Consider the following 14261-nt stretch of genomic DNA (forward strand, 5'->3'; position numbering starts at 1 on the left):
CATGCGTCCATGCCTCGGTGGGCCGAACGTGCCGAATTTCGGGACAAGTGCCGGATCGCGGGGATTTGACGGGCTCAGTGCAAAGCCTTATGCCCCCATTGTCTGCAGAAGATGACGCCGCACGCCGATGCGGCGCGTCGGGGGGCGGACCGGTCGCGAGACGAAGCCGTATGAGCGATCAGGACATCATTATCGGGAGTAAAGGCGTGCAGGCCAAATCCTCTATTACCCTGGACCAGCAGGGTATCTCCACTAACGCGACCCAGTTCTGGAATCTCGGCACCGCGCCGCTTGTCGAAGCCGCCGTGCGCAATGGCGAGGGTATCCTGTCGAAGGATGGTCCGCTGGTCGTCAAGACCGGCAAGCACACCGGCCGCAGCGCCAAGGACAAGTTCATCGTCCGCGACGCCGAAACCGAAAGCACCGTATGGTGGGGCAACACCAACGTCCCGATGACGCCCGAGCATTTCGCCGCGCTCAAGGAAGATTTCTTCAAGGCGCTGGGAGAGAAGGACCGGCTCTACGTCGCCGACCTGTTCGGCGGGTCGCAGCCCGAACATCGCGTCAATGTGCGCGTCATCAACGAATTCGCCTGGCACAATCTGTTCATCCGCACCCTGCTGGTCCGCCCGAACGCCGATGAACTGGCTGGCTTCGCCCCCGAATATACGATCATCGACCTGCCCAGCTTCCGTGCGGACCCCGCGCGCCACGGCAGCCGCACGGAAACGGTGATCGCGGTCAACTTCACCGAGAAGCTGATCCTGATCGGCGGCACGGCCTATGCGGGCGAGATGAAGAAGTCGGTGTTCGGCATCCTCAACTACCTCCTCCCCGTGAAGGGCGTCATGCCGATGCACTGCTCGGCGAATATCGGCCCGGACGGCGACACCGCCGTCTTCTTCGGCCTGTCGGGCACGGGCAAGACCACGCTGTCGGCCGACGCCAGCCGCACGCTGATCGGCGACGACGAACATGGCTGGTCGGACACGGCAGTCTTCAATTTCGAGGGCGGCTGCTACGCCAAGATGATCAACCTGTCGGCCGAGGCCGAACCGGAGATCTTCGCTACCACCAAGCGCTTCGGCACGGTGCTGGAAAATGTCGTGATCGACGAGGATACGCGCACGATCGACCTCGACGACAACAGCCTGGCCGAAAACAGCCGCGGTTCCTATCCGATCGACTTCATCCCCAATGCGTCGAAGGACAATCTGGGTCCGGTGCCGAAGAACATCATCTTCCTCACCGCGGATGCCTATGGCGTGCTGCCGCCGATCGCGCGGCTGACGCCCGACCAGGCGATGTATCACTTCCTGTCCGGCTACACTGCGCGCGTCGCCGGCACGGAAATCGGCGTCACCGAACCGACCGCCACCTTCTCGACCTGCTTCGGCGCGCCCTTCATGCCGCGCCACCCGTCGGTCTATGGCAATCTGCTGAAGGAGCGGATCAACAAGGGCGGCGTCACCTGCTGGCTGGTCAACACCGGCTGGACCGGCGGCAAGTACGGCATCGGCAAGCGCATGCCGATCAAGGTCACCCGCGCGCTGCTCAACGCCGCGCTCGACGGCAGCCTCAACAGCGCCGAATTCCGCACCGATCCGAATTTCGGGTTCGAAGTGCCGGTCGCCGTGCCGGGCGTGGAGAGCACCATCCTCGATCCGCGCGAGACCTGGGCCGACAAGGAAGCCTATGACGAGACCGCTGCCAAGCTGGTCAAGCAGTTCGTCGACAACTTCGCCCAGTTCGAGGACCATGTCGACGAATCCGTTCGCGGCGCCGCGCTGACCGCGGCCTGATCCGACGCCTTCCCTCGCCGGGGAAGGATCGCCATTCGCAAGGGGCGCCGGGGAATACTCCCGGCGCCCTTCGCTTTTGCTTTGCCCGGCCGCCCGCACTGGCTACACCGGACGCGGAATGATGATCGACCCGCTCGTGCTGCTGCAGGCCTATTCCATCGGCGTCTTCCCGATGTCCGACGACCGCGAGGCGGAGGATGTCTACTGGGTCGAGCCCAAGCGCCGCGCCATCCTGCCGCTTGACGGCTTCCACCTCTCCCGCTCGCTCGCGAAGACGCTGCGCCGGGAATGCTTCCGCGTCACCGCGGACCGCGACTTCGCCGGCATCGTGGCGCTCTGCGCCGAGGCGGCGGAGGACCGGCCGTCCACCTGGATCAACGGCGCGATCGAGCAGGCTTATGGTCATCTGCATGCGCTAGGCTTCGCCCATTCGGTCGAGGTCTGGGAAGGGGAAGAGCTTGTCGGCGGGCTCTACGGTGTCGCGCTGGGCCGCGCCTTCTTCGGCGAAAGCATGGTGTCGCGCCGCACCGACGCGTCGAAGGTCGCGCTCGCCTGGCTGGTCGCGCGGCTGCGCTTCGCCGGCTTCACCCTGCTGGACTGCCAGTTCATGACCGACCATCTCCGCTCATTGGGCGCGGTGGAGATCGGCCAGCGCGACTATCTTCAGTTGCTGGGCGCGGCGGTCGAGGGCGTGGCGCTGGGCGCGGGCGCCGATCCGCTGTCGGCGGGGGCGGGTGCAGCGGCCTCGCTGGCGTTCGCGCCGCTGGCGGGGGAGGCGGTCGCGCCGTCCTTGCCGCCCAGCTTCACCGTGCCGGGGCCGGTCTCGGGCCATTCCATCGCGCAGCTCTTGACCCAGACGTCGTAGATCGGGTGCTGGACGACATTGCGGTCGGGCCGCTCGCGGAACAGCCAGCCGGAAAAGTTGCGCCGCCACTTGCCGTCCGCCGTGCTGCGCACGTCCAGCTGCACGAAGGCGCCGGTTTCCTGCACATTCTCCCAGGGCGCGCTGGTCTCGCAGGCCTGCAGCCGCACGATCGCGTCGCCCGCGCGCAGCGCCTCGCCCGGCTTCATCTTCAGGTCCATGGTGATGCCGTTGCGCTTGTTCAGCAGGCCGATCACCGCGACTCGCTCGGCCATCGGCGTGCCGGCCAGCGCGGCGTCCTGCGCGGTGCGCACGGGACTGCCCTGGATGCGGACGGGGCCGGTCTGGTTGGCCGCGGGAACATCGTCGCCGCCGCAGGCGGCCAGCATCGACGCGCAGCCCAGCGCTGCGAACGACAGGATCGGCAGGACGCCCCCCGCCGGGCGCCGGATCATGATGCGTCGGGGCTCCACGCCTCGTAATCGCCGGTCGCCCGCTGGCGATGCCCGCCCTTTTCCAGCGCGCCCGACGGGCGATAGGCGTGCGGCGTGCCGGTGGCGTTGGGGGTGAAGTCCTTTTCCCAGATGCGCGGCGGCGGCAGGAAGCTTTCGGGCGTCCCCTCGATCGAATGGTGCAGCCAGCCATGCCATTCTGCCGGCACGCGGCTGGCGTCGTTGGCGCCGTTATAGATGACCCAGCGGCGGGTGCGGCCCATCACGTCGGCGCCGCCTTCATAATAGACATTGCCCTGATGGTCCTCGCCGACCTTCGTGCCCTTGCGGCTGGTGTAGAGCGAGGTGCCGATGGTCGCGCCATCCCACCAGGTGAAGATCTTGCCGAGGAGTCCCATGGCCGACGCGTTTAGCCCGGTGTGCAGGGCATTGGCAAGTGCGCTCAGCGTTCGCCCGCGGGGCAGAAATTCAGATCGGTCGAAGCGCTGCCGGGCACCGCGCAGGCGCCCCAGGACACGACGTCCTCCTCCGCGATCCCCAGCTCCGCCGCGCGCCCGCCGCGCAGCTCCAGCACGGCGGCGACGGGGATGCCCGCCGACACGGGCTCGCGCGAATAGGGCGTGGCGTTCGCCTTGATGAAGGCGATCGTCCCGTCGGTGCGGATGAACAGGATGTCGAGCGGGATCACCGTGTTCTTCATCCAGAAGCTGGCGGTGCGCGGCGGGCTCATCGGGAACAGCATCCCCCCGTCCGCATCCAGCGCGGTGCGGAACATCAGGCCCTGCTCCTGCTCCTGCGGCGTGCGCGCGACCTCGACGGTGAAGCGATGCTCGCCCTTGGCCGTCCGGATCGCCAGCGGAAGGGTAGCGAGCGGCGCCGTCTGGCCCGCAGCGGCGCTGTTATCGGCCGGCTCGCTCCCGGTCGGCTTCGTCGGCGTGCAGGCAGCAAGGAACAGGAGAAGGAGCGGCAGGGCGGGCTTCATGGCCGTGGGCCTAGCCCATCGCATGCCGGACGTATAGCGGCGAGGGCACAGGTCACATGTCCCGTTCCGGCACCTCGCCCGGCCGGGCGTCGACCCAGCGCCTCGCCACCCCCATCCCGTGCCCCGCCCGCAGGAAGGCGGCGATCCACTTCTCCCGCTGCTTGGGGTCGGGGGCCTGCGCGGCATAGGGGCCGATCCGCTTGCGCCGGGCGAAGCGGTCCGCCGCGTCCCATGCCTCCGCCTCGCTCTGCGCCTTCGCCTGCGCGCCTTCCTCTTCGCCTATGCCCGCCGCGCGCAGCGTCTCCGCTACCCGCCGCGCGCCATAGCCCCGGCGCGACAGCGACGACGCCTTCATCGCCGCATAGGCCCGGTCGTCGACATAGCCGAGCTCCGCCAGTCGCTCGACCAGCGCCTCGGGTGCGGCGGCCGCCTCGCCCTCCCATCCCCGTTCGCGGATCTTGCGGTGCAGATAGTCGAGCAGCTTGCCCCGGCTCGTCGCGAAGCGGCCGACATGGCGCAGCGCCATCTCGCGCAGCGTCTCTTCCGTCAGGGGTGGGCGGGGGCGCTTGCCGGTCATCGCGACACCATGCGACAGGCGCCATTTTTATGCCACAGTCGGGCCGGAATTTTACCGCGCCTTGTGGGGTAGAAGCACAGGCTGGAACGCAACTATCCGGTGCAAGACCGCGCGAATGATGGTAGCGGCTGGCTGAATATGACAATTATGACATTGGGTGACACCAATATGACGGGTTCGCAAAGCATGATGGCACCGACGCCGACGACCGACGACCTTCCCCGCCGCTTTTCCGATTTCGGGACGCTGGGGGAAGCGCTGGACTATGCGGCGCGGGGCAGACGCGGACTGAACTTCCACGACGCGCGCGGCAATCTGGCGCGCACCTATCCCTTCAGCGAGCTGCGCGCGGACGCCGTCGCCTGCGCCCACCGCCTGATCGCCCATGGCGTGAAGCCCAGGGACCGCGTGGCGCTGGTGGCGGAGACGGGCGCGGACTTCGCCCAGCTTTTCTTCGGCATCGTCTATGCCGGCGGCTGGCCGGTGCCGCTGCCGCTGCCGACCAGCTTCGGCGGCAAGGAAAGCTATATCGACCAGCTCAATGTCCAGCTGACCAGCTGCGATCCCATGCTGTTCCTCTTCCCTCGGGAACTGGAGGAGATGGCGGGCGAGGCCGGCTGCCAGCGCGCGGTCGAAAGCATCGCGTTCGAGGATTTCCTGGCCCGCGACGCCGCTCCCGCCGCGCTGCCGCAGGCGGACACGCAGGACATCTGCTACCTGCAATATTCCAGCGGATCGACCCGCTTCCCGCATGGCGTCGCGGTCACGCACCATGCCCTGCTCAGCAATCTCGCCGCGCACAGCCACGGCATGGAGGTGCAGGACAGCGACCGCTGCATCAGCTGGCTGCCCTGGTATCATGACATGGGCCTCGTCGGCTGCTTCCTGTCGGTCGTCGCCAACCAGGTGTCGACCGACTACATGAAGACCGAGGATTTCGCCCGGCGCCCGCTCGCCTGGCTCGACCTCATCAGCCGGAACGAGGGCACCTCGATCAGCTATTCGCCGACCTTCGGCTACGACATCTGCGCCCGCCGCATGTCCAGCCAGACCAAGGCGGCCGACCGCTTCGACCTGTCGCGCTGGCGGCTGGCCGGCAACGGCGCCGACATGATCCGCCCGGACGTGATGCAGAGCTTCGTCGACGCCTTCGCCGACGCGGGCTTCAGCCCCAAGGCGTTCCTGCCCAGCTACGGCCTTGCCGAAGCGACGCTTGCCGTCACCATCATGCCCCCGGGCGAAGGGATCATGGTGGAACTGGTGGAGGAGACCGACCTGTCCGGCGGCTCCGCGACCGAGGGTCGGCCGCAGCGCTTCCGCTCGATCGTGAACTGCGGCAAGCCCGCCCGCGACATGAAGGTCGAGATTCGCGACGAGGACGGCGTCGTCCTGGGCGAGCGCCAGATCGGCAAGGTCTGGACCACCGGGCCCAGCCTGATGGTCGGCTATTTCCGCGACCAGGAGGCGACCGACGCCTGCCTGATCGACGGCTGGCTCGACACCGGCGACATGGGCTATCTCAGCGACGGCTATCTCTACATCGTCGGCCGCGCCAAGGACATGATCATCATCAACGGCAAGAACCACTGGCCCCAGGACATCGAATGGGCGGTGGAGCAGCTTCCCGGCTTCAAGCAGGGCGACATCGCCGCCTTCGCGATCACCACGCCGGGCGGCGAGGAAGCGCCCGCCGTGCTGGTCCATTGCCGCACTTCGGACAATGAGGAACGCTCGCGCCTGCGCGACCAGATCCGCGAACGCGTCCGCGCCATCACCGGCATGAACTGCGTCGTCGAACTCGTCCCGCCCCGCACCCTGCCGCGCACCAGCTCGGGCAAGCTCAGCCGCTCCAAGGCGCGCAACCTCTATCTGACCGGCGAGATACGCCCCTACGACATCGCGGCTTGAGTTGGCGGGGCGGGGGCGCGTGCGCCTCGGGATTTGGGGCGTGGAACGAATGGCGGATGTGCGCCACTTGCCGCCGTTTACGTCATGCGCTCGGTCTCCTCAAACGGGACGGGGGTGATAGCTGTAGGCTGGAAAAAGCTGCAAGATATCGCCCCCTGCACAACCGTACTGCTTGACCGCATAAAGCGGGCAAGGAGTACGGCGCATGTTTGCAGAATTAACTGGATTATTGATAGCTGTCGGAAGCTTTATCACCGCAATGGCTGAGTTAATAAATGCATGGAAGAAATGATTAGCGCGCGATCAGGGGGGGGTTGCTGTGGCGTTCATACCCGAAGTAGAATTCCCTTCCGATCCATTCGAGGCAACGTTCATATACTTTGCCCTGATGGCTTATCCGGAGATTGGAGCAGGCGAGCGCGGTAAATCGGGTGCCAAGTTTGCAGATGCTTTGGCCAGCTACTGCCTTTACAAGGCTCGCCAAACATATGATCTACGTTGGTTGCGGAAAGAGCGGCGGGACGCCACCTTTTGCCCGCCACAAAGGCGCCAATTCGAGCGCGCCTTATTGCACGGACGTCAGCGCATTGAACAACGCTTTGCAGCATATGATCTTTACGGTGAACAAGTGTTGCAAGGCTTATTCCAAGCTATGACGGTCGGTGCACAGGCAATCAAAAGAGGGCGGCCGGAGGATGTTTATCACATGAATCCTACCGGTGGCCCATCGCTAATGCGGGAAGAGGTAATCAGAGCTTCGACCCCGGGGATGCGCAAATTGCTTAGTCAGTCTGCCAATCACTGGGCGATTCGATTAGGCTTGAACGAGCCCGGCCGTCTGAACGAAAGCCAAATTGCTGAAAAAGCCAAAAGCTTACATCGGCGCGCATTCGTGCCTTCGATCCCAGTCCTGCATATGGTTCATGCTTTCAATGAATGCGCGCGAAAACTTGGCCCTCGCATTGATAGTTGGAAAGAGCGCGATCCTGTTGAAGCAATGCTTTTGAATGGAAGCTTATGGGTTTGCGAAGCGATTTGTGAAGCTGAAAAATGGCGGATTAAGCAGCACGCATCTATAGGTGCATCTCTTCAGCCCGATATGATGGTGCGCCTTACAACTGCGGGCTGAACGTCTGTATCTCACGCACTTCGCCTCTGAGCCGACATTCCACAATCAGCCAAAACTTACCCTCCGCGCTTTACACGAAGCCTTCTGCCCCTTGGGACCTTCATGACATCCTGCATAAACCCCTTCTAAAATAGGATTTCCTCTGATCTACCATGGCGATGGCACCGCCTCGTTCCACGCGCCCGATCCGGCTTCCGCGCACCCCGTTGTTCAGTACAAACCTGTCGCCTCCCTGTCGCGTTGCTGTGACCTTGCTGTTACCCAACTGTCGCGTCAGTGGCGCGTCGGTGTCGCGTGACTGTCGCGTCGCTGTCGCCTCGCCGGGACTTTGCTGCATTTTTCGGTCCGAAATGCCCGACAACGGTGTGAACTTCGCCTCTGTCGCGTCGCCATCGTATCTCCGGCGACCGGCGGACCGCCGTGGCAGTCCCTGGCATGCGCATCGGGGTTACCGTTTCCTAACGGCTTGCCGCTACGTCCTGTCCCGTGAGCGGAGCGGGTCGATCATCACCGGACCATGGCATGCGGGGGCGGGCGGCGCTTCTCGCGGCGCTCGGTCTTGGCCGGCACGCCGACGACACGGGCATGCGCGTCCTCGCGGCGCAGCTGCGCTTTTCCGACACGGTGGCGCCGCTCCGGCTGGGGCTCAACATTCTCGGCCTGCTGTTCCTCTGGCGCGTGTTCGACGATTCGACCCCTGCCAGCCGGCTGATCGGCTGGTCCGTCGCCATGCTGGCGGCGGCCGCCATTGCCATCCTCCTCGCCAACCGCCGCCGCGCCAATGCTTACGCCCAACCCCGGACGATCGACCTGCATCTGCTGGGCGTCGCGGGTTTCGCCCATGGGCTGCTGTGGGCGGGGGCGATATGGCTCTTCCCGCGTGCGGGCAATCCGGGGGAGCTGATGGCCTTCTGGACGCTGCTCAGCTGCGTGATGGTCTGCGGCACGATCACCTTCGCCGCGGCGCCGCTGGCCGCGGCCGCCTTCCTGCTGCCGGTGGCGCTCTCCATGCCTGTCCTGTTCACCGTGCCGGAACAGGAATCGCTGCGCATGCTCGGCATCGGCTATGCGCTGGGGCTGGTGCTCGGCACCGTGCTGTTCGCGCGCCTCTTCGTCCGCCAGCACAGCATGAGTGCGCAGCTCGAGGAAAAGAGCGAGGTGGTGAGCCTGCTCCTGCGCGAATATGAGGAGGGCGGTTCCGACTGGCTGTGGCAGACCGACGCCGCGCGCCGACTCCAGGGCGTGTCGGCCCGTTTCGCCGAGACGCTGGGGCTCGACCCGCAACAGATCGAGGGATTGCCGCTGGTCCAGGTGCTGGCCGGCTCCGCATGGGAGGACGGGCGCTTCGCTTCCGGGCTTCACAGTCTGGCCGATCATCTCAAGCGCCGCGAGAGTTTCAGCAACCTCGTCCTGCCGGTGGAGATCGGCGGCCGCACCCGCTGGTGGGAGCTGTCGGCCTCGCCCCGCCATGACGATGCCGGCGTGTTCCAGGGTTTTCGCGGCGTGGGATCGGACGTCACGACGCAGCGCGAATCGGCCGACAAGATCGCCCAGCTCGCGCGCTTCGACCCGCTCACCGGCCTGCCCAACCGCAGCCACCTGCGCGACGCGCTGGACCAGGCGATGGCGGCGGCCGGGGAACGGGTGCCGGGCTGTTCCTTCCTGATGATCGACCTCGACCGTTTCAAGGCGATCAACGACACGCTCGGCCACCAGATCGGCGACAAGCTGCTGACCCAGGTGGCGCGGCGCCTGCGCCAGATCTGCCACGAAACCGAATTTTGCGGCCGGATCGGCGGCGACGAATTCGGCGTGGTGATCCCGCGCGTCGCGGACGAGCATGCCGTGGCGGAGCTGTCCGGCGCCATTATCGGCGCGCTCTCGGCTCCCTATCATGTCGACGAGCATACCCTCTATGTCGGCGCGTCCGTGGGCTCCGCCATGTCCCCGCATGACGGCCGCGAATCCGAGGCGCTGGTCCGCAGCGCCGACCTGGCGCTCTATCGTGCCAAGGGGGAGGGCGGCGGCGTCCACCGCGCCTATGAGCCGCAGCTCCATGCGCTCGCCGAGGAACGCCGGCTGATCGAACTGGCGCTGCGCGAGGCGCTGGAGAAGGACCAGCTCCACGTCCTCTACCAGCCGGTGGTCGATGCGGAGGGCGGCTGCGTCGTCGGCTTCGAGGCGCTGGTCCGCTGGACCCATCCGCAGCTCGGCCCCATCTCCCCCGCCAAGTTCGTGCCCGTGGCGGAAGAGGCGCGGCTGATCGCGCCGATCGGCGAATGGGTGCTCCGCACCGCCTGCATGGAAGCGGTGAACTGGCCGGAGGACGTGCGCATCGCCGTCAATGTCTCGGCCGAGCAGCTCACCCATGCGAGCTTCGTGGCGGCGGTGGTGTCGGCGCTGTCGTACAGTGGCCTCGACCCGCGCCGGCTGGAGCTGGAGGTCACCGAAAGCGTGTTCATGAGCGAGGGCACCGGCGCGCTCAAGGTGCTCGACCAGCTGCTCGCGCTCGGCATCCACCTGTCGCTCGACGATTTCGGCACCGGCTATTCCTCGCTCGGCTATCTCAGCCGCACGCGCTTCAACACGATCAAGATCGACCGCAGCTTCGTGGTCGGCGCGTCGAACAACAAGGCGGAAAGCCTGGCGATCATCCGCGCCGTCGTGACCCTGGCCGACAGCCTGGGCATGACGACCACGGCCGAGGGCGTGGAAACGCAGGCGGAACTGGACATGGTCCGGCGGCTGGGGTGCCGGAAGGTGCAGGGCTATTATTTCGGCCGCCCGATGCTGGCGCGCGACGCGGGTCTGCTCTTCCCCCACCACCAGCGCCGCAGCGCCTGACTGCCCGGTTCAGCGGGCGCCCAGCTGCCGTTCGACCGAGGTCCAGAGCGCCGAAAAGTCCCGCGCGGCGGGCGAGGAGGGGGCGAAGGCGCCCAGCGGCTTGCGGCGCACGGTCATCTGCTCGATGGTGCTCGCCATCGGGATGGCGGGCCAGTCGGGCTGCGCCTCCAGCGCCGCCCGGTGCAGGCTGCGGCGGCGGTCCACCATCGAATAGACCGGCAGGATCGGCGCATGCGCGCCCCCGCGCTGGACCAGATAGCGCGCCACTTCCCCCATCGCCCGCTGCGACAGGGGGGACGGGATCACCGGGATGACGATCAGGTCGGCGGCGCGCAGCACCTGCTCGCTGGTTTCCGTCAGCCCGGGCGGGCAGTCGAGGATGATGCGGTCATAGTCCCGCCCCAGGCTCTCGATCAGCTTCGCCAGCCGCTTCTTCTTGTCCATCTCGCGGAACAGGTGGTCCAGCCCGCGCAGCGAAGTGTCCGCGGCGATCAGGTCCAGCCCCGGCACGGTGGACGGCTGGATCAGCTTCCGCACCTCCACATCCTTGCTGAAGATCGCCTGCGCGGCGTCCCTGCTCTGGCTGTCGGTGGAAATCAGCCAGCTCGACGCCGCCTGCGGGTCGAGATCCCACAGCAGCGTCCGCCGCTTCGAGATGCTGGCCGATGCCCAGGCCAGGTTGATCGCGAAGGTCGTCTTTCCTACCCCGCCCTTCAGGCTGTAGACGGCGATAGTCGCCAATACCGGTTCCTTTGCCATGGGCAGGGAAGCTAAGTCCTCCGCGCCCGCCAAGGCAAGCGACAATCACGCCTTTGTTACGCGCCGATGACGGTCCTGCGATCACGCATAGGCGATCAGCCGCCCGAGCGAGGCGATTGCGAGCCACAGCAGCAGCGACAGCATTGCCATCAGACGCAGCGCTGGACCAGGGACGGGCTCCCCTTTCCACAGCCATCGGAAAAGCCCCGCATTGCCGAGCGCAAGCGCGATCAGCAGCAGCTTCAGCTGAAATCGCAACGACCGCACCAGCGCTCCGGCGTCGGCCGCGAAGAGCACCGCGCCGCTCGCCGCGAGCAACAGCAGGCCCACGATCGCAAGCGGCGTCAGCACACGGGAGAGTGCCGCTAACGGCAAGGCGCGAAAGAGACCGGCGAGGCGCAGGTCGAGAAGGCCGATGCCGCCGACCAGCAGGACGAGGCCCAGAAGGTGCACCAGATTGGCGAGCGGATAGGCCCAGGCGGATTCCCGGGCGGTCACGCCCAGCGCGCTGCCTTCCAGTGCGGCGGCCAGTTCGCCGATCAATCAGCGCAGCTCGACGGTCTTGCCCTGCGCGGTGACGCGCTCGATCCGCATTTCGGCGGTGCCGTCGCGCCGCGGATAGCCCTCCAGCGTCACCGGCTTGCCATCGGTCAGCATCGCCTTGCTAAGTCCTCGCGCCTCCATGCGCGCGACCGGCGCCAGCACCACGTCCCAGGTCCGCTTCTGCCATTGGACCTTGGCGCTGCCGTGCGGATTGCCCCAGCTGACGTCGCTGAGGGGCGCCGTGATCTTCAGGGTCTTGGACGCATCATAGCTGCTCCAGCCATGATGCGCCAAGGCGGCGGCAGGAAGGCTCAGCAGAAGGGCGGCGGCAACCAGTGAGCGTTTCATGGCAGGACTCCGGGGTGACCTGAACCTTCAGACTCTCGCGTGCCCCGGCGGTTCCTTCAGCAATGATTTGTCACAGAGATAAGCCTTAAAGAAGCTCGCGCGCTCTTTCCGGCGGCCGGGCGATGACTGCGCCCTTGTCCGTCACCACGATCGGCCGCTCAATCAGGATCGGATGTTGCACCATCGCCTCCAGCACCGCGGCATCATCGCTGGTGTCTAGCCCGATGTCCTTCACCACGGCCTCGCCCTTGCGCACGGCTTGCGAGGGCGCGACGTCGGCCTTCGCCAGCACCGCCTCGATCACCTCCCGGCTCGGCATGGCCTTCAGATAGTCGAAGATCTCGACATCGATCCCCGGCGTCTCCTCCAGGATCGCGAGCGCCGCCCGCGACTTGGAGCAGCGCGGATTGTGCCAGATTGTCGCCTTCACTGCACGCTCTCGCGCGCCAGCCATTCCTCCAGCCACTTGATCGTATAGTCGCCGTTGAGGAAGTCCGGATCCTCCAGCAGCGCCTGGTGCAGCGGGATCGTGGTCTTCATCCCCTCGATCACATATTCCTGCAACGCGCGCTTCAGCCGCATGATCGCGCCTTCGCGGGTGCGGCCGTAGACGATCAGCTTGCCGATCATGGAATCGTAATAAGGCGGCACCTTATAGCCCTGGTAGAGCCCGCTATCGACGCGGACGTGCATGCCGCCGGGGACATGATAGCTGGTCACCGTGCCGGGCGAAGGCGCGAAGGTCTTGGGGTCTTCCGCATTGATCCGGCATTCGATCGCATGGCCGGTAAAGCGCAGATCCTCCTGCGCGACCGACAATGGCCGGCCCTCCGCGACGCGAATCTGCTCGCGCACCAGGTCGACGCCGGTGATCATCTCGGTGACCGGATGCTCGACCTGCAGGCGGGTGTTCATCTCGATGAAGTAGAACTCGCCATCTTCCCACAGGAACTCGATCGTGCCCGCACCGCGATAGCCCATGTCGGCCATCGCCTTGCGCACCACCTCGCCCATGCGGTCACGCTCGGCGGTGGAGAGGACGGGGGAGGGGGCTTCCTCCAGCACCTTCTGATGGCGGCGCTGGAGCGAGCAATCGCGCTCGCCCAGATGGATGGCGTTACCGTTGCCGTCGCCGAACACCTGGAACTCGATATGCCGGGGATTGCCCAGATATTTTTCCATATAGACGGTGTCGTCGCCGAAGGCGGCCTTCGCTTCGCTGCCGGCCTGCTTCATCAGCGTTTCGAGCTGGTCCTCGTCCGGCACGACCTTCATGCCGCGCCCGCCGCCGCCGCTTGCTGCCTTGATCAGCACGGGATAGCCGATCTCCGCGGCGATCTCCTTCGCTTCCTCGACGCTGGAGATCGCGCCGGCGGAGCCGGGAACCAGCGGCAGGCCGAGCGCGCCGGCCGTCTTCTTGGCCTCCACCTTGTCGCCCATGATGCGGATATGCTCGGGCTTGGGGCCGACGAAGGCGATACCGTGCGCCTCCACGATCTCGGCGAACTGGGCGTTCTCCGACAGGAAGCCGTAGCCCGGATGGATCGCGTCCGCGCCGCTGATCTCGGCGGCGGAGATGATCGCGGCGACGTTCAGATAGCTGTCGCGCGCGGCGGGCGGCCCGATGCAGATCGCCTCGTCGGCCAGCCGCACATGCATGGCGTCGGCGTCGGCGGTGGAATGGACCGCGACCGTCTTGATGCCCATTTCATGGCAGGCGCGGTGGATGCGCAGCGCGATCTCGCCGCGGTTGGCGATCAGCAGCTTTTCGATGGCCATGCCGTGCCGCCGCCTTATTCGATCACGACCAGCGGCTGGTCATATTCGACCGGCTGGCCGTTATCGACCAGCACCGCCTTGACCGTGCCGCCGGTGGTGGCGGAAATGGCGTTCATGACCTTCATCGCCTCGACGATGACCAGCGTGTCGCCCGGCTTCACCGTGGCGCCAACGCGGATGAAGGGCGCCGCGCCGGGCTCGGCCGCCAGATAGGCGGTGCCTACGATCGGCGAGCGCACCAGCGTGCCGGCGGGCAGCGCGGCTTCCGCCGCTACG

General features: G+C 66.3%; 14 protein-coding genes and 1 pseudogene. 5 read left to right on the plus strand and 10 right to left on the minus strand.

Going from position 1 to position 14261, the window contains the following annotated elements:
* The first annotated feature begins 206 nt into the window (after positions 1–206).
* A complete protein-coding gene (locus M529_RS32815; RefSeq protein WP_031294811.1) occupies positions 207–1802 on the plus strand; it encodes a phosphoenolpyruvate carboxykinase in 1596 nt (531 codons plus the stop codon).
* Between the two features lie 118 nt (positions 1803–1920).
* Positions 1921–2667 (plus strand): leucyl/phenylalanyl-tRNA--protein transferase, encoded by a 747-nt coding sequence (aat, locus tag M529_RS32820; protein ID WP_021317510.1) that lies wholly within the window; start codon positions 1921–1923, stop codon positions 2665–2667.
* Positions 2668–2702: 35 nt separating this feature from the next.
* On the opposite strand, the pseudogene M529_RS50660 reads toward aat, so the two are convergent.
* The 4 genes and pseudogenes from M529_RS50660 to M529_RS32840 form a co-directional block, all read right to left on the minus strand.
* Positions 2703–3119, minus strand: a pseudogene (locus M529_RS50660) (DUF2155 domain-containing protein); the annotation flags it as partial.
* The gene (locus M529_RS32830; RefSeq protein ID WP_021317512.1) at positions 3116–3514 is read right to left on the minus strand and encodes an NADH:ubiquinone oxidoreductase subunit NDUFA12; all 399 of its coding nucleotides are present in this window, start codon (positions 3512–3514) and stop codon (positions 3116–3118) included. The pseudogene M529_RS50660 and the gene M529_RS32830, both read right to left, overlap by 4 nt.
* 44 nt (positions 3515–3558) lie before the next feature.
* A complete protein-coding gene (locus M529_RS32835) occupies positions 3559–4098 on the minus strand; it encodes a DUF192 domain-containing protein (RefSeq protein WP_021317513.1) in 540 nt (179 codons plus the stop codon).
* Between the two features lie 52 nt (positions 4099–4150).
* The gene (locus tag M529_RS32840) at positions 4151–4675 is read right to left on the minus strand and encodes a regulatory protein RecX (RefSeq protein ID WP_021317514.1); all 525 of its coding nucleotides are present in this window, start codon (positions 4673–4675) and stop codon (positions 4151–4153) included.
* 147 nt (positions 4676–4822) lie between these two features.
* Between M529_RS32840 and M529_RS32845 the strand changes: the two genes are divergently transcribed.
* The 3 genes from M529_RS32845 (at position 4823) to M529_RS32850 (ending at position 10556) form a co-directional block, all read left to right on the plus strand.
* Positions 4823–6583 (plus strand): fatty acyl-AMP ligase, encoded by a 1761-nt coding sequence (locus M529_RS32845; RefSeq protein ID WP_021317515.1) that lies wholly within the window; start codon positions 4823–4825, stop codon positions 6581–6583.
* Positions 6584–6902: 319 nt separating this feature from the next.
* Entirely contained in the window at positions 6903–7712 is an 810-nt protein-coding gene (locus M529_RS49140; RefSeq protein ID WP_152522559.1) for a hypothetical protein, read from the plus strand.
* A 522-nt stretch (positions 7713–8234) separates the two neighbouring features.
* Complete coding sequence (locus M529_RS32850) at positions 8235–10556, plus strand: putative bifunctional diguanylate cyclase/phosphodiesterase (RefSeq protein ID WP_021317516.1); 2322 nt, start codon at positions 8235–8237, stop codon at positions 10554–10556.
* A gap of 9 nt (positions 10557–10565) precedes the next feature.
* On the opposite strand, the gene M529_RS32855 is transcribed toward M529_RS32850, so the two are convergent.
* From M529_RS32855 to M529_RS32880, 6 genes are all read right to left on the minus strand, one after another.
* Positions 10566–11315 (minus strand): ParA family protein, encoded by a 750-nt coding sequence (locus M529_RS32855; protein WP_031294815.1) that lies wholly within the window; start codon positions 11313–11315, stop codon positions 10566–10568.
* An 81-nt stretch (positions 11316–11396) separates the two neighbouring features.
* Positions 11397–11858, minus strand: coding sequence for a hypothetical protein (locus tag M529_RS32860; protein WP_021317518.1), 462 nt, complete (start codon positions 11856–11858; stop codon positions 11397–11399).
* Positions 11859–12206 carry a DUF6152 family protein gene (locus tag M529_RS32865; protein WP_021317519.1) on the minus strand — a complete coding sequence of 116 codons (348 nt, stop codon included), beginning with the start codon at positions 12204–12206 and terminating at the stop codon, positions 11859–11861.
* Positions 12207–12291: 85 nt separating this feature from the next.
* On the minus strand, positions 12292–12636 hold the full coding sequence (gene arsC, locus M529_RS32870; RefSeq protein WP_021317520.1) for an arsenate reductase (glutaredoxin): 345 nt from the start codon (positions 12634–12636) through the stop codon (positions 12292–12294).
* The gene (gene accC, locus M529_RS32875; RefSeq protein WP_021317521.1) at positions 12633–13985 is read right to left on the minus strand and encodes an acetyl-CoA carboxylase biotin carboxylase subunit; all 1353 of its coding nucleotides are present in this window, start codon (positions 13983–13985) and stop codon (positions 12633–12635) included. The genes arsC and accC overlap by 4 nt, the downstream gene beginning before the upstream one ends.
* A gap of 14 nt (positions 13986–13999) precedes the next feature.
* The coding region (locus M529_RS32880) for an acetyl-CoA carboxylase biotin carboxyl carrier protein (RefSeq protein ID WP_021317522.1) at positions 14000–14261 on the minus strand (262 nt) is incomplete at its 5' end.

This window comes from Sphingobium ummariense RL-3, assembly GCF_000447205.1.
Classification (GTDB): Bacteria; Pseudomonadota; Alphaproteobacteria; order Sphingomonadales; family Sphingomonadaceae; genus Sphingobium; species Sphingobium ummariense.

Coding starts and splice junctions, on each gene's coding strand:
- M529_RS32840 (WP_021317514.1), bottom strand. CDS start 4,675: ATGACCGGCAAGCGCCCCCGCCCACCCCTGACGGAAGAGACGCTGCGC.
- accC (WP_021317521.1), bottom strand. CDS start 13,985: ATGGCCATCGAAAAGCTGCTGATCGCCAACCGCGGCGAGATCGCGCTG.
- M529_RS32830 (WP_021317512.1), bottom strand. CDS start 3,514: ATGGGACTCCTCGGCAAGATCTTCACCTGGTGGGATGGCGCGACCATC.
- aat (WP_021317510.1), top strand. CDS start 1,921: ATGATGATCGACCCGCTCGTGCTGCTGCAGGCCTATTCCATCGGCGTC.
- M529_RS32865 (WP_021317519.1), bottom strand. CDS start 12,206: ATGAAACGCTCACTGGTTGCCGCCGCCCTTCTGCTGAGCCTTCCTGCC.
- M529_RS32855 (WP_031294815.1), bottom strand. CDS start 11,315: ATGGCAAAGGAACCGGTATTGGCGACTATCGCCGTCTACAGCCTGAAG.
- M529_RS32850 (WP_021317516.1), top strand. CDS start 8,235: ATGCGGGGGCGGGCGGCGCTTCTCGCGGCGCTCGGTCTTGGCCGGCAC.
- M529_RS32845 (WP_021317515.1), top strand. CDS start 4,823: ATGACATTGGGTGACACCAATATGACGGGTTCGCAAAGCATGATGGCA.
- M529_RS32835 (WP_021317513.1), bottom strand. CDS start 4,098: ATGAAGCCCGCCCTGCCGCTCCTTCTCCTGTTCCTTGCTGCCTGCACG.